This is a genomic window from Streptomyces sp. NPDC044044, from assembly GCF_056434405.1.
Genome location: NZ_JBWKFG010000002.1, coordinates 188835 through 215773, shown reverse-complemented (window position 1 = coordinate 215773; position 26939 = coordinate 188835). Strand labels below are relative to the sequence as shown.

36 protein-coding genes and 1 pseudogene are annotated in these 26939 nt (G+C 70.9%); 32 read left to right on the top strand and 5 right to left on the bottom strand.

What is annotated here, in order from left to right; genetic code table 11:
• Positions 1-4: 4 nt before the first annotated feature.
• The 3 genes from AC07AG_RS06935 to AC07AG_RS06925 all read right to left on the bottom strand — a co-directional run bounded on the left by AC07AG_RS06935 (position 5) and on the right by AC07AG_RS06925 (position 7217).
• Positions 5-1747 carry a pyruvate dehydrogenase gene (locus AC07AG_RS06935; RefSeq protein WP_478752652.1) on the bottom strand — a complete coding sequence of 581 codons (1743 nt, stop codon included), beginning with the start codon at positions 1745-1747 and terminating at the stop codon, positions 5-7.
• A gap of 63 nt (positions 1748-1810) precedes the next feature.
• The gene (locus AC07AG_RS06930) at positions 1811-3313 is read right to left on the bottom strand and encodes a protein phosphatase 2C domain-containing protein (RefSeq protein ID WP_478752651.1); all 1503 of its coding nucleotides are present in this window, start codon (positions 3311-3313) and stop codon (positions 1811-1813) included.
• 130 nt (positions 3314-3443) lie between these two features.
• Positions 3444-7217, bottom strand: a complete 3774-nt coding sequence (locus AC07AG_RS06925) for a S8 family peptidase (RefSeq protein ID WP_478752649.1) — start codon at positions 7215-7217, stop codon at positions 3444-3446.
• Positions 7218-7421: 204 nt separating this feature from the next.
• On the opposite strand from AC07AG_RS06925, the gene AC07AG_RS06920 reads away from it, so the two are divergent.
• From AC07AG_RS06920 to AC07AG_RS06905, 4 genes and pseudogenes are all read left to right on the top strand, one after another.
• On the top strand, positions 7422-8405 hold the full coding sequence (locus tag AC07AG_RS06920) for a helix-turn-helix transcriptional regulator (RefSeq protein ID WP_478752647.1): 984 nt from the start codon (positions 7422-7424) through the stop codon (positions 8403-8405).
• Positions 8406-8648: 243 nt separating this feature from the next.
• Entirely contained in the window at positions 8649-9131 is a 483-nt protein-coding gene (locus tag AC07AG_RS06915; RefSeq protein WP_249586990.1) for a DUF456 domain-containing protein, read from the top strand.
• Between the two features lie 190 nt (positions 9132-9321).
• Positions 9322-11670 (top strand): glycosyl hydrolase family 95 catalytic domain-containing protein, encoded by a 2349-nt coding sequence (locus AC07AG_RS06910; protein ID WP_478752644.1) that lies wholly within the window; start codon positions 9322-9324, stop codon positions 11668-11670.
• Between the two features lie 9 nt (positions 11671-11679).
• Positions 11680-11844 (top strand): annotated as a pseudogene (locus AC07AG_RS06905) (pyridoxamine 5'-phosphate oxidase family protein); the annotation flags it as partial.
• A gap of 78 nt (positions 11845-11922) precedes the next feature.
• Here the strand turns inward: AC07AG_RS06905 and AC07AG_RS06900 are convergent.
• Both AC07AG_RS06900 and AC07AG_RS06895 read right to left on the bottom strand, forming a co-directional pair.
• Positions 11923-12201 carry a hypothetical protein gene (locus AC07AG_RS06900; protein ID WP_478752642.1) on the bottom strand — a complete coding sequence of 93 codons (279 nt, stop codon included), beginning with the start codon at positions 12199-12201 and terminating at the stop codon, positions 11923-11925.
• A gap of 155 nt (positions 12202-12356) precedes the next feature.
• A complete protein-coding gene (locus AC07AG_RS06895) occupies positions 12357-12770 on the bottom strand; it encodes an XRE family transcriptional regulator (RefSeq protein ID WP_478752640.1) in 414 nt (137 codons plus the stop codon).
• A gap of 287 nt (positions 12771-13057) precedes the next feature.
• Between AC07AG_RS06895 and AC07AG_RS06890 the strand changes: the two genes are divergently transcribed.
• The 28 genes from AC07AG_RS06890 to AC07AG_RS06755 all read left to right on the top strand — a co-directional run bounded on the left by AC07AG_RS06890 (position 13058) and on the right by AC07AG_RS06755 (position 26800).
• Positions 13058-13330, top strand: coding sequence for a helix-turn-helix domain-containing protein (locus tag AC07AG_RS06890; RefSeq protein WP_478752638.1), 273 nt, complete (start codon positions 13058-13060; stop codon positions 13328-13330).
• Entirely contained in the window at positions 13327-13515 is a 189-nt protein-coding gene (locus tag AC07AG_RS06885) for a hypothetical protein (protein ID WP_478752636.1), read from the top strand. Before AC07AG_RS06890 ends, AC07AG_RS06885 begins: the two co-directional genes overlap by 4 nt.
• Before the next feature lie 91 nt (positions 13516-13606).
• Complete coding sequence (locus AC07AG_RS06880) at positions 13607-14059, top strand: DUF6197 family protein (protein WP_478752634.1); 453 nt, start codon at positions 13607-13609, stop codon at positions 14057-14059.
• On the top strand, positions 14056-14439 hold the full coding sequence (locus AC07AG_RS06875) for a hypothetical protein (RefSeq protein ID WP_478752632.1): 384 nt from the start codon (positions 14056-14058) through the stop codon (positions 14437-14439). Before AC07AG_RS06880 ends, AC07AG_RS06875 begins: the two co-directional genes overlap by 4 nt.
• Positions 14436-14714 (top strand): hypothetical protein, encoded by a 279-nt coding sequence (locus tag AC07AG_RS06870; RefSeq protein WP_478752630.1) that lies wholly within the window; start codon positions 14436-14438, stop codon positions 14712-14714. Before AC07AG_RS06875 ends, AC07AG_RS06870 begins: the two co-directional genes overlap by 4 nt.
• A complete protein-coding gene (locus AC07AG_RS06865; protein WP_478752628.1) occupies positions 14711-15082 on the top strand; it encodes a hypothetical protein in 372 nt (123 codons plus the stop codon). Before AC07AG_RS06870 ends, AC07AG_RS06865 begins: the two co-directional genes overlap by 4 nt.
• Positions 15079-15450: a hypothetical protein gene (locus AC07AG_RS06860; RefSeq protein ID WP_478752626.1), complete on the top strand. Its 372-nt coding sequence runs from the start codon at positions 15079-15081 to the stop codon at positions 15448-15450. Before AC07AG_RS06865 ends, AC07AG_RS06860 begins: the two co-directional genes overlap by 4 nt.
• Positions 15447-16118, top strand: coding sequence for a hypothetical protein (locus AC07AG_RS06855; RefSeq protein WP_478752624.1), 672 nt, complete (start codon positions 15447-15449; stop codon positions 16116-16118). The genes AC07AG_RS06860 and AC07AG_RS06855 overlap by 4 nt, the downstream gene beginning before the upstream one ends.
• Positions 16115-16291: a zinc finger domain-containing protein gene (locus AC07AG_RS06850; protein WP_478752622.1), complete on the top strand. Its 177-nt coding sequence runs from the start codon at positions 16115-16117 to the stop codon at positions 16289-16291. The genes AC07AG_RS06855 and AC07AG_RS06850 overlap by 4 nt, the downstream gene beginning before the upstream one ends.
• A complete protein-coding gene (locus AC07AG_RS06845; protein WP_478752621.1) occupies positions 16291-16785 on the top strand; it encodes a hypothetical protein in 495 nt (164 codons plus the stop codon). Before AC07AG_RS06850 ends, AC07AG_RS06845 begins: the two co-directional genes overlap by 1 nt.
• Positions 16782-17831 (top strand): lambda-exonuclease family protein, encoded by a 1050-nt coding sequence (locus AC07AG_RS06840; RefSeq protein WP_478752620.1) that lies wholly within the window; start codon positions 16782-16784, stop codon positions 17829-17831. Before AC07AG_RS06845 ends, AC07AG_RS06840 begins: the two co-directional genes overlap by 4 nt.
• Positions 17828-18610, top strand: coding sequence for an ERF family protein (locus tag AC07AG_RS06835; protein WP_478752618.1), 783 nt, complete (start codon positions 17828-17830; stop codon positions 18608-18610). Before AC07AG_RS06840 ends, AC07AG_RS06835 begins: the two co-directional genes overlap by 4 nt.
• Complete coding sequence (locus AC07AG_RS06830) at positions 18607-19446, top strand: exonuclease domain-containing protein (protein WP_478752616.1); 840 nt, start codon at positions 18607-18609, stop codon at positions 19444-19446. The genes AC07AG_RS06835 and AC07AG_RS06830 overlap by 4 nt, the downstream gene beginning before the upstream one ends.
• Entirely contained in the window at positions 19446-19715 is a 270-nt protein-coding gene (locus AC07AG_RS06825; protein WP_478752614.1) for a hypothetical protein, read from the top strand. Before AC07AG_RS06830 ends, AC07AG_RS06825 begins: the two co-directional genes overlap by 1 nt.
• A complete protein-coding gene (locus AC07AG_RS06820; RefSeq protein ID WP_478752612.1) occupies positions 19712-20341 on the top strand; it encodes a hypothetical protein in 630 nt (209 codons plus the stop codon). Before AC07AG_RS06825 ends, AC07AG_RS06820 begins: the two co-directional genes overlap by 4 nt.
• Positions 20338-20646, top strand: a complete 309-nt coding sequence (locus tag AC07AG_RS06815) for a WhiB family transcriptional regulator (protein ID WP_478752610.1) — start codon at positions 20338-20340, stop codon at positions 20644-20646. The genes AC07AG_RS06820 and AC07AG_RS06815 overlap by 4 nt, the downstream gene beginning before the upstream one ends.
• A gap of 34 nt (positions 20647-20680) precedes the next feature.
• A complete protein-coding gene (locus AC07AG_RS06810) occupies positions 20681-20962 on the top strand; it encodes a hypothetical protein (protein WP_478752608.1) in 282 nt (93 codons plus the stop codon).
• 22 nt (positions 20963-20984) lie between these two features.
• Positions 20985-21422: a hypothetical protein gene (locus AC07AG_RS06805; protein ID WP_478752606.1), complete on the top strand. Its 438-nt coding sequence runs from the start codon at positions 20985-20987 to the stop codon at positions 21420-21422.
• A gap of 94 nt (positions 21423-21516) precedes the next feature.
• A complete protein-coding gene (locus AC07AG_RS06800) occupies positions 21517-22392 on the top strand; it encodes a hypothetical protein (protein WP_478752605.1) in 876 nt (291 codons plus the stop codon).
• Positions 22389-22691 (top strand): helix-turn-helix domain-containing protein, encoded by a 303-nt coding sequence (locus AC07AG_RS06795; protein WP_478752603.1) that lies wholly within the window; start codon positions 22389-22391, stop codon positions 22689-22691. Before AC07AG_RS06800 ends, AC07AG_RS06795 begins: the two co-directional genes overlap by 4 nt.
• Before the next feature lie 93 nt (positions 22692-22784).
• A complete protein-coding gene (locus AC07AG_RS06790; RefSeq protein WP_478752601.1) occupies positions 22785-23489 on the top strand; it encodes a hypothetical protein in 705 nt (234 codons plus the stop codon).
• Between the two features lie 37 nt (positions 23490-23526).
• Entirely contained in the window at positions 23527-23874 is a 348-nt protein-coding gene (locus AC07AG_RS06785; RefSeq protein ID WP_478752599.1) for a hypothetical protein, read from the top strand.
• 34 nt (positions 23875-23908) lie between these two features.
• Complete coding sequence (locus AC07AG_RS06780; protein ID WP_478752597.1) at positions 23909-24502, top strand: hypothetical protein; 594 nt, start codon at positions 23909-23911, stop codon at positions 24500-24502.
• Positions 24503-24579: 77 nt separating this feature from the next.
• Positions 24580-25338 (top strand): hypothetical protein, encoded by a 759-nt coding sequence (locus AC07AG_RS06775; protein WP_478752595.1) that lies wholly within the window; start codon positions 24580-24582, stop codon positions 25336-25338.
• A complete protein-coding gene (locus AC07AG_RS06770; protein ID WP_478752593.1) occupies positions 25331-25816 on the top strand; it encodes a helix-turn-helix transcriptional regulator in 486 nt (161 codons plus the stop codon). Before AC07AG_RS06775 ends, AC07AG_RS06770 begins: the two co-directional genes overlap by 8 nt.
• On the top strand, positions 25813-26079 hold the full coding sequence (locus tag AC07AG_RS06765) for a hypothetical protein (RefSeq protein WP_478752591.1): 267 nt from the start codon (positions 25813-25815) through the stop codon (positions 26077-26079). The genes AC07AG_RS06770 and AC07AG_RS06765 overlap by 4 nt, the downstream gene beginning before the upstream one ends.
• On the top strand, positions 26076-26459 hold the full coding sequence (locus AC07AG_RS06760; protein WP_478752590.1) for a hypothetical protein: 384 nt from the start codon (positions 26076-26078) through the stop codon (positions 26457-26459). Before AC07AG_RS06765 ends, AC07AG_RS06760 begins: the two co-directional genes overlap by 4 nt.
• Positions 26456-26800 (top strand): hypothetical protein, encoded by a 345-nt coding sequence (locus AC07AG_RS06755; RefSeq protein WP_478752588.1) that lies wholly within the window; start codon positions 26456-26458, stop codon positions 26798-26800. The genes AC07AG_RS06760 and AC07AG_RS06755 overlap by 4 nt, the downstream gene beginning before the upstream one ends.
• Positions 26801-26939 lie beyond the last annotated feature (139 nt).

Genomic DNA, 26939 nt, shown 5'->3' with positions numbered 1-26939 from the left:
GGCGTCAGGGGCGGGGCACGTTCCGCAGGTTGGAGCGTGCCATCTGGACCATCCGGCCGACTCCGCCGTCCAGGACGATCTTGCTGGCGGAGAGCGCGAAGCCGGTCACCATGTCGGAGCTGATCTTCGGCGGGATGGAGAGGGCGTTGGGGTCCGTCACGATGTCGACGAGGGCGGGCCCCTTGTGCGCGAAGGCGTCCTTCAGGGCGCCCACGAGCTGCTTGGGCTTCTCGACCCGCACGCCGTAGGCACCGGCGGCGCGGGCCACGGCGGCGAAGTCGGGGTTGTGGTTGGCCGTGCCGAACGAAGGGAGCCCGGCCACCAGCATCTCCAACTCGACCATGCCCAGCGAGGAGTTGTTGAACAGGACGATCTTCACCGGCAGGTCGTACTGGACGAGGGTGAGGAAGTCGCCCATCAGCATGGAGAACCCGCCGTCGCCCGACATGGAGACGACCTGGCGCTTGCGGTCGGTGAACTGGGCTCCGATCGCCTGCGGCAGGGCGTTGGCCATCGAGCCGTGGCTGAAGGAGCCGATGATGCGGCGCTTGCCGTTCGGCGAGAGATAGCGGGCGGCCCAGACGTTGCACATGCCCGTGTCGACGGTGAACACGGCGTCATCGGCGGCGAGTTCGTCGACCACGGACGCGACGTACTCGGGGTGGATCGGGATGTGCTTCTCGACCTTGCGCGTGTAGGCCTTGATGACGCCTTCGAGCGCGTCCGCGTGCTTCTTCAGCATCTTGTCGAGGAACTTGCGGTTGGTCTTGGGCGTGACGCGCGGGGTGAGACAGCGCAAGGTCTCGCGTACGTCGCCCCAGACGGCGAGGTCCAGCTTGGAGCGGCGGCCGAGGCGTTCGGGCCGCACGTCGACCTGCGCGATCTTGACGTCGTCGGGCAGGAAGGCGTTGTACGGGAAGTCGGTGCCCAGGAGGATGAGCAGGTCACACTCGTGAGTGGCCTCGTAGGCGGCGCCGTAGCCGAGGAGTCCGCTCATGCCGACGTCGTACGGGTTGTCGTACTGAATCCATTCCTTGCCGCGCAGGGCGTGGCCCACCGGGGACTTGATCTTCTCGGCGAATTCCATGACCTCGGCGTGCGCGCCGGCCGTGCCGCTGCCGCAGAAGAGGGTGACCCTGTCGGCCTCGTCGATCATCGCGGCGAGCTTGTCGATCTCCGTGTCTCCGGGGCGCACGGTGGGCCGCGAGGTGACGAGGGCGCTCTCGGGGGACTTGTCCGGGGCGGGCTGGTCGGCGATGTCTCCGGGCAGGGTGACGACGCTGACGCCGGACTGCCCGATCGCGTGCTGGATGGCGGTCTGAAGGAGCCGCGGCATCTGCTGCGGGTTGGAGATCATTTCGCTGTAGTGACTGCAGTCCTGGAAGAGCCGGTCGGGGTGGGTCTCCTGGAAGAACCCGAGGCCGATCTCGCTCGACGGGATGTGCGAGGCCAGGGCGAGGACGGGCGCCATGGAGCGGTGGGCGTCGTAGAGGCCGTTGATCAGGTGGAGGTTGCCGGGGCCGCAGGAACCGGCGCAGACGGCGAGGCTGCCGGTGATCTGGGCCTCGGCGCCCGCCGCGAAGGCAGCCGTCTCCTCGTGCCTGACCTGCACCCAGTCGATGCCCTTGGTGCGCCTGATCGCGTCCACGACAGGGTTCAGGCTGTCGCCCACGACTCCGTACATGCGGCGCACACCGGCGCGGTGGAGGATGTCGACGAACTGTTCGGCGACGTTCTGCTTGGCCATGGCTTCACGAACCCTTCAGTCCCCTTGATTCTCTTGGGGTCCATGAATTCACAGTGAGGGCGCTCACGCCTCCCAAACGGCGGCCGCCGTTCGGTCGTCCGCGTACCCCTTGACCCTGACCTGGACGTCCGCGAGGAAGGTCGCGAGACCCGGCGGACCGCTCTTGGCCCACCGCTGCGTGAGATGCGCGGCGAACTCGGGCTCGCCGCGCAGGGGCTCGGCGAGGCCGCCGCTGCAGAGCATCAGGGCATCACCCGGGCGGGCTACGGAGGCCCGGAAGCGGAAGGGTTCGCGGGCCGGTGGCTCGGGGGCGGGCTCGTACGGACTCGGGGGCGTGATGATCCCCATGTCCATGGTGAGCCGATCGCCGTCCGGGGTCTCCGGGGGCACCGAACCGAAGCCGACGACCGGAGGCCCCGGGTCACCCGCGGAGTCGCTGACGTGGGGCTCGATGTCCTGCCATGCCCCGTCCCTGAGCCGGAAGAGACCGCCGCCGCCGACGCCGAAGAAGACGCGGGTGCGGCACTCGGGGTCGGCGGGCAGGAGGAGGCAGCGCAAGGACGCCGCGTACTCCTCGGGCTCGATGCCGAGGTCGACGGCGTGCGCGCGGAGCTTGCCGAGGCTGCGGTCAGTGAGCCGGTGCAGACCGCTCTTGAGGTCCCCGCGCCGGGCTGCCCTGATGTCCTCGGACAGCCGCTGATGGCTGCGCCCCACGGCACGGCCGATCCAGGCGCAGGCCTCCGCGGCGGCGCGATGGGCGCCCGGCGTGGCCCGCGCGCCGGTGGCCATGGCCACCAGGACGAGGGCGCCCTCCCCGGTCCCGAACCGCGCGGTGAGCAGCGAGTCGCGCCGCGGCTCGCCCCGATAGCGCGCGGAGTCCCCGCGCACGGAGACGGCACGCAGGGTGGAGGTTCCGTAGCGGGCGCCGTCCAGGACGGTGTCGGCGACCAGGTCGCCGAGGTCGTCGGGGTCGGCTGCGGGCAGGACGGTGGGCTCGGCGTCGTACGTGGGCGGTCCGTCGCCTACGTACGAGACGGCGTCCGGCGTTGCTGCCGCCAGGGCGGGCTCCGGTTCCACCGGGGCGGGTGCCCGCTGATCCGCGACCGCGGACTCCTCGGGCGCGCGGGGCGCGGGGACGGCGGTGGTGCGGCTCGGGTCGCCGGGAGGCTTCGACGGCCCCGCCGGGAAGGTCACAGGGCCCGTGGGTGCGGCGGGAGGCTCCCAGGGGGCGACGTCCGGGCGGATGCGGGCGGCGGGCGGGGGCTCGGGCGGCGCCACCGGCTCGGGTGGAACCAGGGGCTCGCGTGGAGCGAACGGTTCGCCCGGCCCAGGACCCGCGCCGCGGACGGACGATTCCCCCGGAGGTCCGGGATCCGGCGTCCGGGGCTCCGGGTCGGGGAAGCCGCCGTCGCCCGCCGCCGCGGAGACCGCCGAGGCGAACCTGTCGTCGAGGGTGTCGGCCGCCTCGGCCGGACCCGTGTCATGAGCGGAGTCGTCGTACAGCTGACCCCACCAGTCGTCCTCCTGGCCGGAGGCCCCGTCGTGCCTCTCCCCCTGCTGGCTCATGCCCCTTATTGTCCACCGCAGAGGCCGTACGAAAACGGTTCATCCGGAAATTCCGGCCACCGGAAGAGTGATGATGGCCGCCGGGCGGGCCCACCCCCCACGGGAGGACCGCCCGGCGGTGTCTGTGTGTTTAGCGCACGTCGTAGGCGCGAGCCACCGTCTGAGTGACGGAACTTCCGTTCGCATCCGTCAGTTCGGTCCTGAGCCAGACCTGCTTCCCCGAGGCGCCCGCGTGGTTGACGGTCGCTGTCCACTCCCCCTTGGAGCCCTTGGAGCCCTTGGAGGCGGACGTCTCGGCCTTGGTCCAGGTCTTGCCCTCGTCGTACGAGTAGGACAGGGCCGCCGACTTCAGCGCGCCGGGCTTGTAGCCGGCGTGCCCCGTCGCCGTGAGCCCGATGCGCTGACCGTCCTTCGCCGCCAGCGTCTTCATGCCGTCCTCCGGCAGCTGGTAGCGCGGGAACAGCATCGGGATCCCCTGCGAGTAGACCTCCTCGTCGAGGTGCGAGCGGAACGCCCACGTGGTCTGCGTGCCCAGGGACCGCTGCCAGACCTTCGAGCCGATCTTGTTGGTGTGGAGGGTGAGTTCGTACGCCGCGTCGTCGGCCGGGACCGAGAACACCCCGAACGGCCAGCCCGAATCGCCCACGACCTCGCCGTCCCGCTTCAGCTCAAGGCCGCCGATGTCGCCGAAACCGCCCTGAATCCCCGCGTGTTGGCCGTCGTCCCAGAAGCCCGGCGCGACACCGATCAGGTTGCCCTGCCGCTCGGCCGCGAGCGCCTCCTTGCCCTGGGCGTCACGCGGTGCCGCGGGCGTCAGCACACCCTCGTACCACTTCTCGCTGCGCCGCTCCCCCTTCTCGTACGTCCGCACCGGGTCGATCATGAACTCGCCGAACGGGAAGCTGCTGGACACCTGGTGGCCCCAGCCGGTCGTGCCCGCCGAGTAGTACTCGGTGCGCTTGCCGGGGGCCGGGACCGACTCGATGTCGGCGAAGTACACCTCCAGGCCCGAGGGACGGACGGCGGACGGCAGGTCCACGTAGTCCGTGGCCGTGCCCATCGCGCGGTACGTCGCCTCGTTCGCGGCGAGGTCCTTGTCCCGCACCCGGTAGGTGCGGTCGTCGCGGATCTGGCCGGTCTCGGGGAAGGCGAGGTTGTAAACGTAGGGGCTCTTCGCCGTTCCCTTCCACTTCAATTCGACGGGTCCATCGGCCAGTCGGGCGAGGAGAGAAGCCGCTTCGGCCGTCTGGACGCCGAGGACCGGGAGCGGGGATCCAGTGAAGCCGGTCGAGGGGTACCAGCGGCCGGGGGCCGCGCGGTGGGCGATGACGGCGAGCGCTCCCGCCGCCTTCGCGTTCGTCGCCACGGCGCTCGCGCTGCCGCTGTCCGGGACCTTGACGAGGGCGATCCTGCCCTTGACCCCGGCGGCTTCGAGCTCCTCGGGCGTACCGGACTTGGCGTCCACGAGGGCAGCCCTGCCCGTGCCGTCGAGGTTGGCGGATCCGGTGGACGCGGTCACGGGATGGAGCGACTTGCCGCCCACGACGGCGAGTTCGGAGAGCTGGGGCGCCGCCGCGCGCCAGTAGCTGCCGGACTCGAAGGTGCCGTCGGTCGCCTTGCCCTCGACGGACTGGTAGAAGCCGCGGATGGAGCGCGGCCCTGACGCGGTGCCCGCGTGCAGCCAGTTGTCGGTGCCCCAGGTGCGGGCGAACCCGAGGGTGGCGCCGCGCACTTCGGACTCCTTGTCCGTCTTGACGGACAGGCGGTGCGCCTTGCGGGCGTCGAGCGTGACGGTCATGTCCTTCTTGACCTCGACCTGGGGCCGGGCCATGTGCGTGAGCGAGTCGGTCAGCGTGCCGCCGTCCGCGTCCGGGGTCGCGATGAATCCGGTCAGGAAGTAGGCGCCGGGGCGGACTTGGTACGTCTGGTCGTTCGCGCCCTCGTTGAAGCGGCGCTCACCGCTGGCGTCGTCGGTGCCGATGAGGTCGACGGACGACGGGCCGTCCGCGGGCTTGCCTGCGCGGTCGACGAGCTTGACGCGGAGGCTGACGGTCTCCGGCTGCACGTAGAGGGAGAAGGGCGTGGAGACCGCGACGCCCCCGTCGGCCTTCGCCAGGACGCGGCCGGTCACGTCGCCGTACTGCGCCTTCTTGAGGTCCGCGGCGGGGTCGAGCTTCAGCGGGACCTTGACCGTGGCACCGGCGGCGACCTTCACGGTGCGTTCGCCGAGCTTGGCGATGCTCGGGCGCACGGCCGAGCCGTCGTTGCCGGTGACGCCCTGCACGGACAGCTTCAACTCCACTGCCTTGTCCGTGGTGTTGGTGTACGGGACGTCGACCGTCGTGCGGTCCGAGTCGTCCTGGGGCCAGCCGAAGGTGCCGCCCTGCACGGCGGGCGAGCCGAGCACCTTCTGGTCGACGGCCGCCTTCACGTCGAGCCGCCCGCCGCCCGTCTCGGTGACGTCGCCGGGGATGGCGCTGTCCGCCGACGAGACGAGGGCCGACTTGATCTGCTGTGCGCTCCAGTCCGGGTGGCGCTGCTTGACCAGGGCGGCGGCGCCCGCGACGTGCGGGGTTGCCATCGACGTACCGCTCATGGACTGGTAGGCGTAGACGCCCCTGCCGCCCGCCGCCGCGGCGGAGATGTCGACGCCGGGCGCGGCGATCTCCGGCTTGAGGGTGTGCGAGCCGTACGCGGGCCCCCTGCTGGAGAAGGAGGCCGTCGAGTCGTCGCGGTCGACGGCGCCGACGGTCAGGACGCTCGGCGCGCAGCCGGGCGAGGAGACGGAGTTGAGGCTCGGGCCCGTGTTGCCCGCGGCCAGGACGAAGAGGGTGTCCGTGCTCGACTGCGCGAGCTCCTCCGTGGCCGTGCTCATCGGATCCGTGCAGTCGGTGCGCGCCGGGTTGCCGAGGCTCATGGAGACGACGTCGGCCTTCTCGTCGACGGCCCACTGCATGCCCGCGATGATCCACGAAGTGGCCCCGGAACCACTGTCGTTGAGGACCTTGCCGTGCAGCAGCCCGGTGCCGGGCGCGACGCCCTTCTTCTTGCCGTCGCTCGCAGCGCCGGTGCCGCCGACCGTGGAGGTGGTGTGGGTGCCGTGGCCCTGGCGGTCCTCGTTGTCCGGCGAGTCGGTGAAGTTCTTGGTCGCGCCGATCCTGCCCTTGAGGTCGGGGTGTTCGGCGTCGGCGCCGGTGTCGAGCACGGCGACCTTGGTGCCCTTGCCGTCGTAGCCCGCGGCCCAGGCCTCGGGGGCGTGCACCTGCTTGGTCGACCGGTCGAGGGTGGCCTTGACCTTGGCGTCCAGCCACAGCTTCTTCAGGTCGGACGCGGAGCGGGACTTGGGGGACGTGACGTCCGCCCAGAAGTCCGCTGCCTTCTTCTTGTCGGCCTTCAGCGCGACACCGTCGACGGGTTTGAGGACGAGGCCGCGCTCGGCGCCGCGCGGCGTCGCGGGCACCGAGCGCGTGACGTCGACGGACTTGTCGTACACGGCGATCAGCGGCAGCTTCTTGGCGTGCGCGTCGTCGTAGCCCTGGCGGACGAGCCCGGTGACGTTGAAGAGTTCCTCGTCGACCTTGCCTTCGGCGATCGCGTGGACGGCGCCCTCGGGGTAGACGTACAGGTCCTTGCCGGACCGCCTGGTCTGGATGAGGGGCATCGTGCCGTCGGCGCCGGGCAGCGCGCTCGCGCCCGCGCGGTCCTTGCCGTCGGACGTCACCAGGATGCGGTCACCGGTGACGAGGGTGACGACGGAGCTTCCCTCGCCCCGCGGGGCACCCCCCACCAGCGGACTCGTGTCCGCCTCGGCAGCGCGTGGCTCGGCCACGGACGGGACGGCCGCGGTGACGGCGAGGACGGCGGCGGACGCCGCCCCCAAGGCCGTACGCGATATCGGGCGCATCGCTCTCCCCAAGGTTGTCGGGCATGCGGAACCACAGCCGATATCGGACCAAAGGCCGTATTAGCGGCTGCCGTTGGTGCTGCGGTGGCGTCACCTTGGCAGAGAGGCGGGAGGTGCGGGGATGATGTCCCGGGGCGGGTTTACGCCGTGGCTGTTTTCCGCCAGGGCGCCGTCGGAACGGATCCTGGGGAGGGACGTCGCCGCATGCTGGCTTCGATAGGCCTGGACGAGACGCACGAATCGGCGTATCGCGCCCTGGTGGCGGTGGGCGCCGCCGACGTGCCCGATCTCGCGCGGCGGCTCTCGCTGGGCGAACCGGACACGGTGCGCGCGCTGCGCCACCTGGAGCTGCACGGCCTCGCGGCCCAGGCGTCGGGCAAGGCGGGGCGGTGGGTGGCGGCCCCGCCGGGTGTCGCGCTCGGCGCGCTCCTGACCCAGCAGCGGCACGAACTGGAGAAGGCGGAGCTGGCGGCGAAGCTGCTCGCCGAGGAGTATCGCGCGCAGGCCGCGGAGCCCGCGGTGCACGACCTGGTCGAGGTGGTCACCGGAGCGGGCGCGGTCTCGCAGCGGTTCCTCCAGCTCCAGCTGGGGGCGAGCGACGAGGTGTGCGCCCTGGTGACCGGCAACCCCGTGGCGATCACCGGCATGGAGAACGACGCGGAGGCGCAGGCCGCGGGCCGTGGCGTCACCTACCGCGTGGTGGTCGAACGCTCCGTGCTCGCGCTTCCCACCGGCCTCATCGAGCTGTCGACGGCGATCGGCCGCAACGAACAGGTGCGCGTCGTGGACCGCGTTCCGACCAAGCTGGTGATCGCCGACGGCTCGCTCGCGATGGTGCCGCTCACCTCGCGCACGGCGGAGCCCGCCGCGCTCGTGGTGCACGCGAGCGGCCTGCTCGAATCCCTGACGGGGCTCTTCGAGGCGGTGTGGCGCGACGCGCTGCCGCTGCGGCTCGGCGAGGACGGCCGCTCGGTCACCGAGGACGCCCCCGACGGCCCCGACGGCGCGGACCTGGAGATCCTCTCGCTGCTGCTCGCGGGCCTGACGGACGCGAGCGTCGCCAAACAGCTCGACCTGGGCCTTCGGACGGTGCAGCGCCGGGTCAAGCGCCTGATGGAGCTGACGGGCGTGACGACGCGGCTCCAGCTGGGCTGGCACGCGTACGAGCGGGGCTGGGTGGCGCGTTAGGGGTGGGGCGGGGCCGGGTGGTGCGCGCTGGCACGGTGCGGGGCCGGGTGACGCGCTGGCACGGTGCCGGGCCGGGTGGTGCGCTGAGCGCGGGGTAGGGCCGGGCCGGGTGGCGCGCTGGCACGGTGCCGGGCCGGGTGGTGCGCTGAGCGCGGGGTAGGGCCGGGGCGGGTGGCGCGTTAGCACGGGCGTGCGAAGCTCGCGCGACCTGCGGTTTTCTCCCGTTTCCTGCACGCTTGGCAGATGGGAGCGTGGGAACTCCTGCTGGTCGCGGTGGTGCTGCTGCTCGGGATCGGCGGGGTGCTTGTGCCCGGTGTGCCGGGGCCGTGGCTGGTGTGGGCCGCGGTTCTGTGGTGGGCGCTGCAGGACCCCGAGCCGGTCGCCTGGTGGGTCCTGGTGGGCGCGTCCGTCGTGCTCCTCGTGGCGCAGGGCATCCGATGGCTGCTGCCGCCCCGGCGCTTCCGGGAGAGCGGTGCCACGCGCCGGACGGCCGTGTACGCGGGGGCCGGGGCGCTTGTCGGGTTCTGCGTGGTGCCGGTGATCGGGTCGATCCCGGGGTTCATCGGCGGGATCTACCTGGGCGAACGGCTGCGGCTCGGCAGGCACGGGGAGGCGGTGACGGCGACGCGGACGGCCATGCGGGCGGGCGGCTGGAGCGTGCTGACCGAGCTGTTCGCGTGCCTGCTGATCGCGGGGGCGTGGCTGGGGGCCGTGATCTGGGGGTGAGCGGGCCGAGCCGACCGAGCCCCCTCCCCTGGCTGGTCCCCGGCTGGACCAGCCGATCCGTGGCCGAACGCATACACAGCACACGTTCACATACACATACCCCCATCGGATCTCTCCTGACTCATTGACTGGATGCCGCACCCTCTCTAGCTTTCAGCGAGGTAAAGCTCCGATGACTCCGGGAGAAGCGATGCCAAGCCCGTCCAGAAGAACCGTGCTCGCCACCACCGGAACCGCGGTCGGCGGCGCCCTGATGGCCGGCGGCCTGCCCGCCCAGGCCACCGCCGCGACCCGGGAGTCGACCGAGGTCAGCGCGCCGGGCGACCCCTGGCGCACGGTGCTCGACGACGCCGACCTGGTCTGGCAGAAGCTGCCGAAGACCTGGTACGAGGGCCCTTACCTCGGCAACGGCTTCCTCGGCTCGGGGATCTACGCCGAGCCGAGCGCGCAGCCGGACGGCGCGATCACGGCACTGCGCTTCAACATCCAGCACTCCGAGGTCCAGGACCACCGCCCCGAGTTCGGCTCCCTCTTCGGCCTCGCCCGGCTGCCGATCGGCCACTTCACCCTCGAACCCGTCGGGAAGATCACCGGCATCGACTGGCGCCTGCGGCTGCGCGACGCCGAGCTGACCGGCACCCTCACCACGGACAAGGGCACCCTGAAGCTCCGCGCGCAGGTGCACAACACGCGCTCCGTCATGGCCGTAGAGGTCACCCCGAGCGCGGGCGAGCGCGGCTTCCGCTGGGTGTTCCACCCCGCGGAGGCGATCAGCCCGCGCGCCGCGTTCAAGCCGCTGCCGGAGGGGTACGGGGGCAACCCGCCCGCCGAGGTGAAGGAGTACGACGGCGTCACGGCCGCCGTGCAGCCGCTGCTCGCGGGCGGGCAGCACGTCACCGCGTGGCGGGAGCGGACGCGGGGCGGGGCCCGGACGCTGTACGTGAACGTGGCGCACTCGCACCCGGGCACCACGGCCCGCGACCGTGCGGTGCGCGCGGTGCGGGGCGCGGCGGGCCTCTCGTACGACGGTCTCGCGGCGTCGCACCGGGCCTGGTGGCACGCGTACTACCGCAAGAGCTTCCTGTCGCTGCCCGACGCCCGGATGCAGCGCTTCTACTGGATCCAGCTCTACAAGACGGCGGCCGCCGCCCGCCGGGACGCCCCGGTGATGGCGACCTGCGGCCCGTGGCTGGAGCCGACGCCGTGGCCCAACACCTGGTGGAACCTGAACGTGCAGCTGGAGTACTGGCTGATCCACGGCTCCAACCACCTCGAACTGGACGCGGTGACACGTGCGTTGAGCGAGTTCCGGCCCAACCTCACCAAGGAGATGGCGGCCCCCTACCGCGCCGACTCGCTCGGCATCCCCCGCACCACGGACCCGTCCCTCGTCAATGGCGCATCGGTGACGGACGGCGGCTACGGGGTCGGCATCCCCGGCCAGGACCCGCCGACCCCCGAGGTCGGCAACCTCACCTGGGCGCTGCACAACGTCTGGCTGAGCTACCGGCACACGATGGACGAGTCGATCCTGCGAGACGTCCTCTTCCCGCTGCTGCGGAAGGCGATCAATTACTACCTGCACTTCCTGGAGCCGGGCACGGACGGCAAGTTGCACCTCCCGGCGACCTACTCGCCCGAGTACGGCGGCAATTCACGGGACTGCAACTACGACTTGATGCTGGTGAAGTGGGGCTGCCGCACGCTGCTGGACGCCGCCGAACTCCTGGGCGTGGAAGACAAGTTGGCGCCACGCTGGAGGGAGGTCGGCAGCAGGCTGGCCGCGTACCCGACCGACGCGAACGGCTACATGATCGGCGCGGACATCCCCTTCGCGAAGTCGCACCGCCACTACTCCCACATGCTCGCGGTGTACCCGCTGTACGAGGTGACGGGCCGCACGGCGGACGAACGCGCCCTGATCGAGCGGTCCTTGGCCCACTGGGTCGGCTTCGAGGGAGCGCTGCAGGGCTACACCTTCACCGGCGCCGCGTCGATGTCGGCGCTGCTCGGCAAGGGAGAGGACGCGCTGAAGTACCTGGGTGAGCTGATGACGCGGTTCATCCAGCCCAACACCATGTACAAGGAGTCGGGCCCGGTCATCGAGACCCCGCTCTCCGCCGCGCAGTCCCTGCACGACATGGTCTGCCAGTCCTGGGGCGACGTCATCCGCGTCTTCCCCGCGCTGCCGTCGGCGTGGGCCGACCTCACGGTGCACAACTTCCGTACGCAGGGGGCGTTCCTGCTCAGCGCGGTGCGGGAGGGTGGGGCGACCCGGTGGGTGCGGGTCGTGAGCGAGGCGGGGGCGCCGTGCGTCGTGCGGCACGGCATCGCGGGGGCGATCAAGGTACGGGACGGGCGGGGGCGGCAGCTGTCGTACGAGGATGTGGGCGGAGACGGGGACGGGGGTGCGGTCAGGATCGCTCTCCGGCGGGGCGAGTCCGCACTGATCACCGCGAAGGGTGACCGTCCTGATCTGCGGATCACGCCGGTCCGACCGAACGAGGCGGCGCCGCGATGGGGGCTCCCTGCGGCTTAGGCTCGCGTCATGACCGAATTCAGCGAGGCCGAGCGGGCGTACCTCAAGTCCCAGCGTCTGGGGCGGATGGCGAGCGTCGACGCGACGGGGCAGCCGCAGGCCAATCCTGTCGGGTTCTTCCCGCAGGACGACGGGACGATCCTGATCGGCGGGTATGCCTTGGGGACCCCCAAGTGTCATGAAGGACACCACTAGGCCCGCAGGTCAGAGACCTGCGGGCCTAGTTCGTGATCCTTTTGGCGCCGAATTCGCTTACTGGCCAGCCCAGTTCTGAACCCACAGACCCTCGCGCACTATGCGCTGCAGTTGATCGACAAGCTCGTCAACAGCCTTGGGGTGTACGTACTTTCTGGACGCGAGCCACATGAACTCGCCCTCCTGCTCCACGCCGATCACCGCCCGGTCTCCGGGAAGGCTGTCGCGCAGCTCCATCCGGAACTCGGCCTTCGGCTGGGCCTCTTCCTTGCCGGGGGCGTCTCGCGTCTTCTCGGGTTCGCCGCCCTCCGGCCGCATACCTTCCCCGTCCGCCATCGCACGCGCCTCCCTGAGCCATGCCCGCGCACGACCGATCAAGCGTTCGAGCGCGCGAGCGAGGTGATCCCTATGCGCCCCCCAGGCGGATCACTGACTGTGCCATACCGGTCAGGGTGTGACCAGAGTGAACCACTCGGTAGCAGAAAGTCGTACTAATCTTCTGCATTTCCGTCACGTTGGGTGCGCCTACGGGCAAAGGTCTCAGCGATCTCGGCCAGCTGCCGGCGCTCGGTGGCGTTCATTTCCTCGATGCGTGCGGCGAGGATGCGCGTGGACCGGTCCCGGCTCCAGACCTCTCGCGTCTGCATGCCGAGGAACTCGGCGGCGACTGACTCTTGCAGCACGGGCAGCGGAATCTCCAGACCGACGGAGAGTGCACGCATCTGCTCCAGCGACGGGGTGTCGATGGGCTTGCCGTTCTCGACCTTGCTCAGCCATCCGAACTTGGCCTGCACACCGGACTCGGGGTCGACCGATCGCGCCTCCAGCTCGCGGAGGCTGATGCCCAGCTCCGCGCGCCGCTCGCGCACGAGGTCGGTGAAGTCAGTGCTCTGCTGCTCAGCCATGGCGGTCATTGTGCCTCTTAGCTCCCGTTGAGTGACGGCTGATGTCTACGTTACGGCCCTCGAAAGCCGAGTAAGTCGCAGGTCAGTCGACGCAACCATTCACGCCAGACAACACAGTGTCTACGCGCACACCCCGTGTGCGCCATCCCCACGGGGTGTGATGACCGAATTTTGGTGGACGTGCGTTTCTGTAGACAGCACGTCTACCGAGATGTACTGTCGTCCTTGTTCACGGAAACGCACACAGCGTCTACGGAGGTGAATAAGTGCGCCCCCAGCAGAACCCCATGCAACTCGTGAGCGCTGACCTCCTCTGTCAGCTCATGGAACGCACCGGAGACGGCCGCGAGGTAAGCGTCCGGGAACTCGCCGAATCCGCCGGATGCCACCCCAGCAAGATCGGCCACCTGCGGACCGGAGAGCGCGAGACAGCCAGCGAGGACGAAGCCAAGGCCATAGCTAAAAGGCTTGGAGTCGACCTCTTCGTGATCTGGGTACCGACCGGCCGCGCCAACCCTGCGCCGATCGAGCCGGAGCACCTCGCCGCGGTGCCGGCATGAGTTCGGGTCCCGTGTTCGACCGCGCCGCGATCGAACGGAGCCTCGGACCGGCAGCGGTTGATGCCGCGCGCCGCAATGCCGCGTCGGCCCCGCCGCTTCGTCCGGAGCAGCGCGAGTTCCTGCGCAGCTTGTTCGCCCCGGTGTCCCTCGCGACGCCGCAGGCACCGGCGGCCAACGCCGCCTGATTCACCCCTGAACGCGCCGCAGGGCCGCCCGCTTGCAGGCCCGGCGACCCCACGACTCGGCGCCTCAACCACTCAGAAAGAAGAGGCCACCGTGAAAACGAAGCCTACCGATCTTCCCGCCGGTCACCGGCGTCCGGTGCTCGTCACCGGCATCACCGTCCCCCACCGCCCGCCGTCGACCGTCCGCGAGGTAGAGCGGGCTGCGGCCCGGATCATCTCCGCGAATGGTCTCCACAAGGGCGACTTGATCCCGGACACGTTCAACCGCGAGCTCACTACCCCGCACGCCGAGCGGCCCATGTCGATCGTGGCCGCGCTGAATTGCGCGGTGTCCGGTGATCCGCATCTGCCCTCTGATCTGTCGCGGGCTGCGATCGCGGCTCTTGCGCACCGGCTGCTCGTGAACGAGCAGGGCCCGTACGGCGAGGACGAACTGGCCCTCGCGTTCCACGTGGACTCGTGGGGTGACGTCGAGGGGCGTACGGCCGAGTCGGCTGTCGCGGTGCTGGAGGCGGCTGCGGATGCCTGCGGGGTGGCTGCGTGAATACCCGACGTGTGAACGCTGCGGCGGACGTCATCCTCGCCGCGCAGGCGAGGGACCGGACGGCGGCGGGTATCGCTTGCGCGCTGGAGGCTGCGAGTCTGCTCCAGTCTCCGCGGGTCGCCGTCGAGTTGGCCGACTTGCAGGCGCGGCGGGATGTGCTGCTGACGCTGCTGCCCACCGAGCCGTGCATCGAACAGGGCACGTTCCCCGAGCTGAAGGCCGCTGAGGCGGAGTACAGCGCGTGGGAGCAGGTTGCCGAGGTGCTCGGCGTGGCGCTGCCGTACAACCCGGCGGATGCCCCCGCGGACGCGCTGACTGCGCTCCTCGCGCCCACACAGACGCTGCGCCTGGACAAGCCCCTCGCAGGTGGTGCGTCGTGATGCTGCCTGAGTCCATGCCCGCCGCGTTCTCGCTGGCCACCAGCGTGTTCGCCGCCGCGAGCATTCCGCTGCTGCTGATTGTCGATGACCCCACGTGGCCGACACGGCGGGAGCTGATCGAGACCCGTGCCGGTGACCGGCTGCTCGTCGAGATCACCCGGCTCCGCACCGCGCAGGTCCGTGACCGCGCCTTGCTGGCGGTCGTGTCGTGGCTGCTGCTGATCGCCACCCACCGCCCCATCCTCTCCGCTCCGAAGAAGGGCGCACTCCGATGACGCACCGGATCGAGGGCCCGTTCCCTCTCACCATCGACACCACCGCAACCGGTGCCGAGCTCAACATCAGCGCCTTCCTGATCCGCGCCGTCTTCACCGAGCTGATCAGTCAGGCGGTCGATGACCCGAAGGGCGTGGTCGAGGAGCTCACCGACATGGGCGAGCTGCTGCGGTCCGCGCTGCACCAGGGCCCGGACAGTCACGCAAGGCACGAGCTCGATGAGCGGATGGACAAGCTCGTCGACACGTACGCGGACGGCGGGACGGTGCCGCTGTACACGACGGGGCTGGGGCAGTTGCGGGCGGCGGTCGCAGAGATCGCGGCTCCGCGTCCGGTGCCTGCGCAGGAGCGGAGGCGCACCGCATGAAACAGCCCGCAAAGATCAACGGCCGCCTGACCATCACTCCGCCCCTCAGCGCGCACTGGACACAGGCGGACTTCGCGCACGAGACCGCGACCATGCGGTCCGAGGTCTGGCCCGCCGTGCAGAAGTTCCTCGCCGAGAACTACCCCGGTCACAGCGCCGCGTTCACGGCCGACGACATCACCCTGTGCACGCACTGCCGCTCGGAGTTCGAGGCGCTGACCGCCGAGGAGGCGGCCGACGAGTCGACGACCCAGGACGAGCACAGCGTCGAGGGCGAGCCGGTGTGCTGTCGCGAGGCGATCGCTGAGTTCCGTGCCGAGCGCGGGATCGTGCCGCTTGCGGATCGTCGGGGCGGTGAGGACGCGTGAGCACCCGCGACTCGATCCTCAACATGGTGCAGGCCGTGTCCGACAGCCCGTACCGGAGCGCTGGGCTGCCGCATCTGCTCGACGCCTACCGCGCCGAGGTGCTGCGGGACATGGCCGTCGAGATCCAGGCGCTCGGCGCCGAACGCGGCTGGTCCATCTGGGCTGCGCAGTACATGCACCCCGACATCGAGTTCGTGGACACGGGCGGCCTGGACACGGCCACTCTGCTCCGTGGGCTGAAGCGGGAGCACCGCGCCGAGGTGCTGAACGAGGGCGCCGACGCACTCGACCGGATCGCGGACGAGACCGAGGCCCGCGTCGCCGAGCACTACGGCACCGGGTCCGGGATCGGCCCCGGGTCTGCCGAGTTGGTTCGCGAGGCCGCGCGGACGCTGCGCTCGATGGCCAGGGAGAAGAGCAGCCGCGAGGCCATCGCCACTCCCACCGACACCAACCGCCGCGCACGACTCCTCCACGAGATCGCCCTCGGCGGCCGGTGGAAATCCGGCGGCGTCGTCCGCTGGTACCGCGTCAACGGCTTCCCCAACCTCGGCGTCCGCGCGGCCCGCTTCGACCTCGCGACTCTCCGCGACTCCGGAGCGCTCGTACAGCACGAGGAGAAGGGCGTCCGGTACTTCACCGCCCCCAGGGGCGGGGGCAACCGATGACGCACGACGACGCGCCCGCGCTCGCTCTGCCGCAGATCGCTATCACCTGCCCGTCCTGCGAGGCCGCACCGGGCGACCTGTGCACCAGCCACAGCGGCACCCGCGAGCGCCGCCACGACACCCACCAGGCCCGCCGCAATGCGTGGAACAACCCCCGGAAGGACGGTGCTTGATGGGCACCAGAGTCATGGCCCCCATGTCCGACACCGAGCGGGTCCTCGGTCAGATCGCCCGCGGTGAAGTCCGCGCCGGACGTGACGCCGCACGCGAGATCGCAGCCAAAGCAGAAGCCGCATACGGCAGCGCATGGGCCCCGGCCCACCCTCGCCCGCCGCAGCCCATCGTCACGTACCCCACCCGCAGGCCACAGACCGACCATGCCGCCGTCGCCACCCGAGCCCGCCACGAACCCGGCGTCTGGGTCGTAGTCGGGAAGTACAGCTCTCTCCCGTCGGCGACCGCCACCGCCTGGGTCATCCGCACCGCGGGGAACGGTAAGCCCGGCAGCGGCCACCACTACACCCCCGCAGGCGCCTTCGAGACGGACACCCGGCAGACGGAGTTCGGCGCCGAGGCGCTCGTCCGGTACGTCGGGGAGCCCGCGGTTTCCGCGGACGACATGGCGTGGGACGACGCCCTCGCGGCGCTGAGCGGTGATGCCGCATGACGAACACGACCACGGCCGGGGCCACCACCGCCCCGGCCGCCGGCCGCCGGGTCACACCGACCGGCCGCCTCATCCTCTCCGCCGACGCCGACCGCGCGAACTGGCTCCTCGCCCGCCGCGAGGGTCTCGGCTCCAGCGACGTCGCAGCGATCCTCGGTATCTCGAGGTACGGCAACGCCCTGTCCGTCTGGCACGACAAGACTGGCGGCCTCCCGCTGGAGAGCGACGACAGCGAACCCGCCCTCTGGGGGCGCGCGTTCGAGGAGACCGTGGCCCGCGAGTGGGCCCGCCGCAACCGCTCCGTCGTCCGCCGCGTCGGCCTCGTCCAGAACATCGACCGCCCCTGGCAGATGTGCACGTTGGACCGCCGCGTCCTGGAGTGCCCGCTCGCCGACGGGCGCGAGAAGTGCGCGGTTGAGATCAAGTGCCGCGACAAGATGAAGGCCTCCCAGTTCCGGGCCGGTGTCGCAGACGACGTCCTCGTCCAGACGCTGTGGCAGGCCGACGTGTGTGGGTACGACCACATCCACGCCGCGGTCCTGATCGGCGGCAACGACTACCGGCAGTACGTGATCCGGGTCCGGGACCACGCCGACCTGATCGCCGACCTGCGCACCGCCGGGGCCAACGCCTGGCAGCAGATCATCGAGCGGCGCCCGCCCGTTCTGGCGCACGACGCCGACCCGGACGTCCTCCTCGACCTGTACGGGCGCCTCCACCCGGACCGCGCCGGAGTCCTGGACATCACCCGCGATGTCGACACGCAGGAAGCCGTCGAGGAGTACCTCGACGCCCACACCGACTACGCCGCCGCCGAGAAGCGCAAGAAGGCGGCCAAGGCCCGCATCCTCGCCGGGCTCGGCGCAGCCGAGGCCGCCACGGTCCTCGACAAGCCGTACGTGTCCCTCGATGAGCGCTCCAAGGAGTGGACGGACACCAAGCGCCTCGCCGAGCGCTGGCCCGACGCGTACGCCGACTGCGTCGAGGACCGCACCCACCGCCAGATCAGCATTCCCCGCGCTGTCCGTGAGGAGCACAACGCATGAGCACGATCACCGAGCGGGCCGCCGCAGCCGCCGGCCGCACCGCCGAGACCGAAGCCGCCGATCCGGCCCCGGCACCGACGTACACCCCGGCCCCTCTCCAGGACCCCGGCATCGCCGAGCCTGGCCCCGACGGTCCGGAGCGGGTGCCCGTGTGGGTGGCCTGGTCCCGCGTCATGGGCGAGGTCCGCGGCGTCAGCAAGGGCAACTGGTACGGCAAGGCCAACACCAGCGGCAGCTATCAGTTCCGAGGCGTGGACTCCGCCCTCAACGCCTTCGGCCCGGCTTGTCGCCTGCACGGCGTGCTCGTCCTGCCGATCCGCACTGAGACCGCCTACCGGGACGTGAAGACGTCCGGCGGGAAGCCGTCCCGCGAGTGCACCGCCACCGTCACCTACCGGATCATCGGCCCGACCGGCGACAGCATCGAAGTGCAGTCCGCGGGCGAGTCGATGGACTCGGCTGACAAGGGCACCGCGAAGGCCCTTTCGACGGCGTTGCGGTCGCTGCTCTTCCTGGGTGGCCTGGTGCCCACGAACGACGCGGACCCGGACTCCACCAACGTCGAGCGCGGTGAGGCCCCGCCCCGCACTGCGGCCTCGTACCGGGACGAGATTTTGGAACTGGGCACGTCCCGTCAGCGCATGGCGCAGATCAACTACGAGATCAAGCAGGCGGGTCTCTTCGACACGAAGGTGATCAACGAGACCGGTGACGAGGAAGCCCTCGGCGCCTTCCTCTACCGGACTGGTCAGGAGCGCTTCGCCGGGGGTGGCCAGTGAGCAGCCCCTGGCACCTCCAGCACATGGCCGCCCTCGACTTCGAGGCCAGCGACAAAGACGCCGACACCGCCCGCATCGTCACCTGCGCCCTCATCCTCGGCGGAGCAGGCCGCACACCCGACACCCGCACCTGGCTGATCAACCCCGGCATCCCCATGGAGCCCGGAGCGATCGCCGTCCACGGCATCACCGACGAGTACGCCGCCCAGCACGGCATGCCCGCCGCACACGGCATCGCCGACATCGCGCAAGCTCTCGCCGAGGTAGTCGCCGCGGGCGTGCCGCTCGTCGGCCACAACATCGGCGGCTACGACCTCAACCTCCTCAACCGCGAGTGCCGCCGCCACCTCAGCGAAAGCCTCGAAGGGATCTGCCGTCAGCCGCTGACCCGCGTCATCGACACGATGGTCCTCGACCGGCAGTGCGCCCCGTTCCGTAAGCGGATCTCCGAGGACCAAGGGCCGTACCAGATGCGGACGACGGCCGAGACGTACGGCCTGCCGTGGGACGAGGACCAGGCGCACGGCGCCGAGTACGACGCACTCATGTCCGCGCGGGCCGCATACCGGATGGGCGTCATCGCTCACACCCCCTACCGGCAGCGCCCGGACTGGGTCCTCGCGCTGCGCACCAACCGGTTCAACGCGCTGCGGGACGTCGCCGTCGAGGAGCTGCACGAGCGGCAGGTCGAGTGGTACCGCGAGGACGCCGCCGGATACCAGGCGTGGCTGCGGAACCCGGTGAAGGCGAAGGACAAGCACGACCCGGACGCCGTGATCGATGGGGCGTGGCCGCTGCGCCCGATCCCCGCGCAGCGTGCGGGAGGCGACGCCTGATGAGCCCCATCCGCACACTCCTCCACATCGTTCGCGGCCCCGGCCAGCACCGCCGCCCGACCTTCAACCGGACGCTGCTCGCCGCCGAGCAGAACCGGGAGGCGCTCCTCGACCCGCGCGACCTGGAGGCGCTCATCGAGGACGGCGAGGTCGAGCCGATCGAAGAGGCCTGGTGCCCCGCCGAGCAGGCCACCCGTCCGCACGCGCTGCACAGCGACGGCAGTCGTACGTGCTTCGAGTGCCAGCACACCACGGAGGACGGCCAGTGAGCACCCCGACCCTGTTCGAGCAAGACCCCGCCCCGGCCATCCGGTCGGCGGCGGGGCCCCGCCCCCTCGTCATCGGAATCGACTCCAGCCTCACCAGCCTCGGCATCGCCACCCCCGACTCCGCCGACGCCCTCCGCTGGAAGCACGAGGACAAGGGCCACTACCGCATCGAGTGGCTCCGCAAAGAGGTCCTCGACCGGACCAAGGCCGCAGACCTCGTCGTCATCGAAGGCCCCTCGTACGGCTCGAAGATGCTGCCCGGCCAGCACGAAACCGCCGGCCTCTGGTGGATCCTCACCCACGGCCTGTGGCAGCGCAGCATCCCCTACGCCGTCGCCTCGCCCCACAACCGGACGATCTACGCCACGGGCTCCGCGTTCCCCGCGAAGGACCACCCGAAGGAGAAGCGGGCCCGCATCGCGAAGGGCATGGTCAACGCGTTCGTCGTCGAACAGCTCGGCATCTGGTGCGAGGGCACCGGCAAGTTCGATGCCAGCGACGCGGCGACCCTCGCGGCCATGGGTATGGACTGGCTCGGCTACCCGCTCCTCGACCTCCCGCCACAGCAGCGCCGCGCCCTCGACGGCGTGCACTGGCCCACCACCACCGTGGCGGTGGCCCGGTGAACCGGCACTCCACCTTCAGCCGCTCCACTCCCAACACCACCACCGGCGCCGACAACTGGCAGCGGCGCGGGAACTGCACGCCGGTCGACCCCGAGGTGATGTTCCCCGGCTCACTGCCGGACGACATCGCCAAGGCCAAGGCCGTCTGCGTCGACTGCCCCGTCTACAAGACCTGCCTGCGCAACATCATCCGCGTCGAAGGCGCACGGCGCGACGACGCCCGCCAAGGGGTCGTCGCCGGGCTCACCGGCCGCGAGCGGCTCAACACCTACCGCATCCTCAAGCGCCGCGGACAGCTCGCGTGACCACCCGTCGGCGCCGCCGCGCCCGAGCTTCGGCATGAACGGGCTCGGGCCGACGATCGGCAACCCGCACCCCGGCTACGGCATCCGCGTCCGTCTCGACAACGCGAAGGCCAAGTCCCTAGCGTCCGCCGACTTCACCTGCCCGTGCGGCCACGCCGAGGACGCCGTCGGCTACGCGGAGACGGAGCAGCTCGTCATCCGCGCACAGCGACACCGCCGCGACTCCTGCCCGAGCCCCGAGGTCCGCGAACAGGCCCACCGCCAGTACGCCGCTCTCTGCCACTCACTCACCAGGCCCCGCCGCAAGCGCAAGTAGCCCCACCCGAAAGGAACAGCACATGCCCAAGCTCTCACCGGCCGACGTCCCCGAGGTCAAGCTCGACGCCGGCGCCGCGCACATCGAAGCGTCACTCTCCCACGAGCAGCGCCGCGGACTCTTCGAGAGGCCCGGCACGACCGTGTACGCGATCGTCGCGCTCACCTCCAAGAGCTACACCGGGCACGCCGACGGCGAGGACAAGGACCCACAGGTCAAGGTCCGCGTCACCGAGTGCGAAGTCGCCCGCAGCACCGAGGACGCCGCCGCCCTGGCCGACGCCAAGCGCGCCATGTGGCGAGGCCGACAGATCGACGGAACCCTCGACGAGGTCGGCGAGGGACCGCAACGCCCCGACGCCGCACTCCTCGACGTCACGGCCACGAAGCCCACCGAGGACGAGCTGAAGGCTCACAAGCGCCGCGTCGAGGATCGCCGCCGCTCCGACTACGTGAGGTGACCGACACCCCGGGGCGGCCTCGCCCGCCGCCCCGGATCTTGCCGCAACGGTTCCGCAACATCACGCCGCACGGCGTCTACCGAAAGAAGCACCGATGCCCTGGGCACGATTCGACGACCGGTTCCCATCGAACCGGAAGGTGCGCCTCCTAAGCGACGGAGCGTTCCGCCTCTACGTCTCCGCGATCTGCTGGTCAGCCGAGAATCTCACCGACGGCGTCGTGAAGACGGCAGAACTGCGACTCGTAGCCGACGTGAGGGCGACACGAACGCGCGCGAAAGAGCTCGTCGAGGCTGGCCTGTTCGAAGCCCTAGACGGTGTCGGTTGGAAGATCCACGACTACCACGAGTACAACCCCACCGCCGAGCAAGTCCGCGCCGACCGCGCGCAGAGAACCGCACGTCAGCAGAGGTGGCGTCAGAAGCAGCAGGGCAACGCACCCGACCCGGACCCGCCCGGCAACACCCCCGATGTAGACGCGTCTACAGATGCATCTCACGACGCGTCTCGTGACGGTGTCAGAGACGCTGCCCCGTCCCGGCCCGTCCCGTCCCGGCCCGTTACTAGTGGTGCAGGTAGAGAGAGAGGTGTCCGTAGTGACGCGCGAGACGAAGCCGCTCTCTCACTGATCACACCCGACTGGCACCCCAGCCACGCCGACCTCGACAAGGCGAAAGCCGACCTCGACCGCCTCGGCCCCGCCGGCGCCGCAACGGCCACCGCGAAGTTCGTACGCCACCACCAGGCCCGCGCCACCCGCGCCACCAACTTCGGCCCCCTCTGGGTCACCTGGCTCACCCGCGAACGCGCAGACCCCCCAACGCAGGGCGCGTTCCTCGTCGGCCTCCCTGGTGGCGGAGCCACACCTCCCACCCCCACGCCCCCCTCCTACGAGCAGCGCATACGCCAACTCGACGCCGCCGCCGAAGCCGACCGCCAACGCGACCGCGAGACAGGTGAAGCCGGATGAACCACCGCTGCCGCACCACCGGATGCCGCCGACCCCGACAACACGGCGCCCGCTGCTACCCCTGCCGCAACCGCACCCGCCGAGAACGCAACGCCCACACCGACGCCCTCGCCATCACCACCACCGTCACCAACCACCGAGCCACACCCGGACTCCGCCCCCGCGAACGCCGAGCAGCCGCAACACAGTTCACTGCCCTCGGCCTCTCCGCCGCAGAGATCGCCCGCATCCTCAGCGTCACCCCACGCACCGTCTACCGCTGGCGAGCACGCGACCGAGAGACCACCGCTGCCGCCTGAGCGCCGCACTCGGTTACAGCCAGCCACGCGCGATCCAAACGATCCCTACCGCGTGAGCCGACCCAACCGAACTCGCATCCAACGGAGACGACCATGCACCCCGCCCTCTTCACCACCCCCGGCATCCGAGCCTTCGCCGAGGAGCTCGACGCCGAACGCCAGCGGCAGATCGACAAGTTCGGCGAGCAGCACCACCCCGACGGCACCGGCGCCGAGTACTACGTCGGCATGGCCGACAAGGCCCGTAACGACGTCGAGCGGTTCGTCGCGCAGCACAGCGGCCCCGAGTGGGCGCTCGTCCTCCTGGAGGAGGTCTACGAAGCCCTCGCCGAGTCCGACCCGGCCAAGCTGCGCGCCGAGCTCGTCCAAGTCGCCGCTGTGTGCGCCGCGTGGATCGCCGACATCGACAGCCGGAACGCCGTCGAGAAGCAGCTGGCCGAGACGATCGTGGCGTACCGCACCCGTGGCACCAGGTCGCCGTACTGCCTCACCTGCGCACGACAGGAAACCGGCGCACAGCCCCTCACGGCCGCCGAGGTCACCCCTGACACCGTGTGCGAATTCTGCGGCGGCCAGGTGCTCGCCGTCGCGTCCATGACGCTCGGCGACGTGATCGCCCGCCGCACCGCCGCCGAGGAGCAGCCGGTCGCCTGCGGGAAGTGCCGCCGGCCCTTCGACCCCACCAACACGAGGTTCGACGGCCACGCGCAGCACGCCGCCACCCCGTACTGCCGCGCCTGCGTCGGCCGCTGCCACGACAACGAGTCCGCCGACCACCGCTGCGTCATCTGCGCATGAGCCGTACGCCCGCCAACCGACGCCCACGGAGGCCGCCATGGCACACACCGCACTCGTCGCCACAGTCCGAGAGATCAGCGCCACCGTCCGCATCAACCTCACAGACGCACCCACCCTCACCAACGTCCTCGGCCGCACCCGCCAGCCCCACGGACTGCGCATCACCTATGGCGCCCGCACCGACATCACCCGCATAGACCTCGCCGTCGAGTGGGCGAGCGAGGCCGAGCTGTGGCCACCCGTCGCGGAACTCCCGCCGTGGCTACGGCAGATCATCACCGACCACCTGCCCGCCGACGTCGACGAGCCCGAGACGGACCGTCCGTCCGGCCGGACGGGCCTGCCCATCCCGTGGCCGGCCCTCGCTGTGACCGACCGGCCGTGACCCGCACGCCAACCTGCCACCACGAAGGAGCCTCATGCCCGACCGCCCGTACACCGACGACGACCTCCGCGCCGCCGCAGCTCTCATGCACTACGCCCTGACCATCCAGCCGAACCCTGCCGATGCGGACGCTGTCCTGAACGGCCATCCCGCCTGGGCTCACGTCGAGGTGGGCGGCGACGAGGAGGACCAGCTCCGGGAGTCCGTTGTCGAGCTGGTGTCCAAGGCGGCCGACGTGTCCGCGTGGGCCGTCAACCTCGGCGCCGACGGCCTCGTGCCGTCCACCGAGCACGAGATCACCCTCGACGGCGGCGGCCGGCCGATCGCCCGCATCCACTTCGCGTACGAGCCGGACATGCCCGACGAGATCCGCACCGTTCTCGTCGAGGGCCTGGAGCAGGCACTCGACGACGCCGAGGCATCCCTCACGAGCTCGCCCCTCGACGAGCAAGGCGACTCCGACAGCGACGTGTTCGCGCTGATCTCCGGCATCGCCGGACGCCTCCGTGATGCCACCGACAGCGGCGAGTACCACGCCGTCGGCCTGATCTACGACCTCGCCAACGGCCGCACCACGATCGCCGAGGCCCGCGAGCAGCTCGCCGAGATCACGTTCCGCCACGTCTGAGCAAGGCGCCGGTCGCCGCGGCCCGAACCTGCGGCGGCCGGCCCGGCCAGTCCACCACGACCACCCCGGAGACGACCATGACCGAACGGCCGCCGCTCAGCCCCTGCCGCCGCAACGATCGCCACGACGCGCATGTGTACGAGGCGTACTGCCGCCCCTTCCAGTGCCTCGGCTCCACGCCGACCGAGCAACCTGCCTCGCCGTCCGCGCCCGCCGACCACATCACGCTCAACCGCGGCCAGCTCGCCGCGCTCCTCGCCCACCACGCCGACGCCGCCCTGGCCGTCCTCCCCGCACCCGCCGATCGGGCCGCCGAGGAGCAGCAGGCCCACAGGCACGCCCGGCTCGTCGCCCTCCAGAACGACGCCCTCGCCACCCGCGGCGCACTCTCCCCGAACGGCGAGGCCCGTAAGGTGCCTTTCCCTCTTGGGGACGCCCTGCTTCCGGCTGTCGAGTGGCTGATCAACCGAGTCGCCGAGCTGGAGCGGCAGCCCGCCGACCGGGCCGCCGTACTGCGCGAGGGCGCTGACGCCGTGGCGCTGGACCGCGACTCGGCCCTCCCCGGCAGCGGCAAGGGTGCGTGGCGGCGAGGGATGACCCGCGCCGAGACCCTGCTCCGCCGCTTGGCCGACGAGGTGCAGCAGGCTGAGCCCGAGCGCAGCTGCTCCCACTGCGACCAGCCCATCACCGGTAACGGCCTCACCCACTTCGGCCCACCGAACGGCCCGTACTACCACGTAGACCGCGACGACTGCCGGACCGCCGGGGGCCTCCCGCCTCGGCATGACGGCCTTGGGGCCGACGAGGCGCGGCAGACGCAGGCCGACCGTGGCTGACACCCCGCGCACCACCGACGCCGGACTCCTCGCCACCGTGACCCTCACCCGCCACCAAATCCGCGTCATCGCAGGCCTCGCCCTCGGCCACCGTACCCACCACATCGCGGCCCAGCTCGGCCTCACCAACGTCGCCCTCAAATCCCGTATCGCCTACACCGCACACCGCCTCAACATCCACGGCCTCACCCACCCCCAGCTCGTGCACCACGCCTACGCGCACGGCTACCTCACCATTCCCACCCCACCCGACAACCCGCTCACGCCCCTCCCACGGCGGGAAGCACAGAGCCTCACAGCCCTCACACGAGGTCTGAGCGTGGCGCAGACAGCATCCGAACTCGGGATCGCCCGCGATACCGCCAACACGCAACGACGGTTCCTGTACCGGCGCCTGGACGCCCACACCGGTGCCCACGCGGTCGCCCTCGGCTGGCAGCTCGGACTCCTCGGCCCGGGATCGGGGGCCGCCCCGTGATCGTCGACCTCACCGACTCGATCACGCTGATCATCATCGGCGCGTGCGTAGTGGTCGGTCTGATCGTCGCCTGCGGCCTCCTCGGCATCGCCGCCCTCGCCTCCGCCCTGGTGGCCGCCGCCGCGCGGGCCTGGCGCGCCCTGCGACGGCGCCCCACACGCCCCTCCTGGGCTCACGGGAGGCGCAGCGCCCGGGAATTCACCCGCACCCACACCAGCGCCTCCACAGGCCACACAGAGCCTCACCGATCGGAGCACCCATGACCGACCCCGCCGCCGAACTCCGCGCCGCCGCCGAGACTCTGCGCGCACTCTCCACCGCAGCAACCGACGACAGCGGCAACGCCACCTGGCACGCGGCCCGCCACTTCCCCGAGCAGCCCGACGCCGGATACACCGCCCTGTGGGCCACCGGCGCGCGCCCGCTCATGCGAGGCGGCGGCGGACGCGGGCGCCCACCCGCCTACGTGTCCGCTCCAGTCGGCGACTACATCGCCGCCATGGACCCCACCGTCGGCCTCGCCCTCGCCACGGCCCTCGACGAGGCCGCCGCCAGCGTCGAGCAGGACGGCGACGTCGTCCAGGGCTCCACCACCGAGGCGCTCCTCGGCGTCGCCCGCGCGATCAACGGGGGTCAGCCGTGAGCAGACTCGCCCGCGCCCTATGCAGCCTCCACGGACTCCTCGGCACCTGGCTCGCCTACTGCGCCGTACAGACCGCCCGCAACGACGGCCCGACGTGGATGGTGATCGCATTCGCCGCGGGCTCCCTCGTCCCCGTGATCTCCGTCATCCGAGAGACGGAACTCGCAGACGAGCAGCGCGACATAGCCATCCACGCCGAGTACGAGGCACGCGCCGCATCACGAGCCGACGAACACGCCACCGCCCGCGCCCGCGCTGTCTGCTGCGTCAGCTGGATCGTCACCGACGGCGCCGGCCACGAAGACGACTGCCCGAAGAACGATCACCGGAGCGCAGCATGAGCACCCACCAGCAGAACCCTGACGGCTCCTGGAGCCCGGCCGAACCTCTGCCGATTGGTAGCGACTTCGACGTCGAGCTGCACGGCACGGGCCCGTACATCTGGCAGGCATGGATCGGTCTCGACCGCATCGCCTCCGG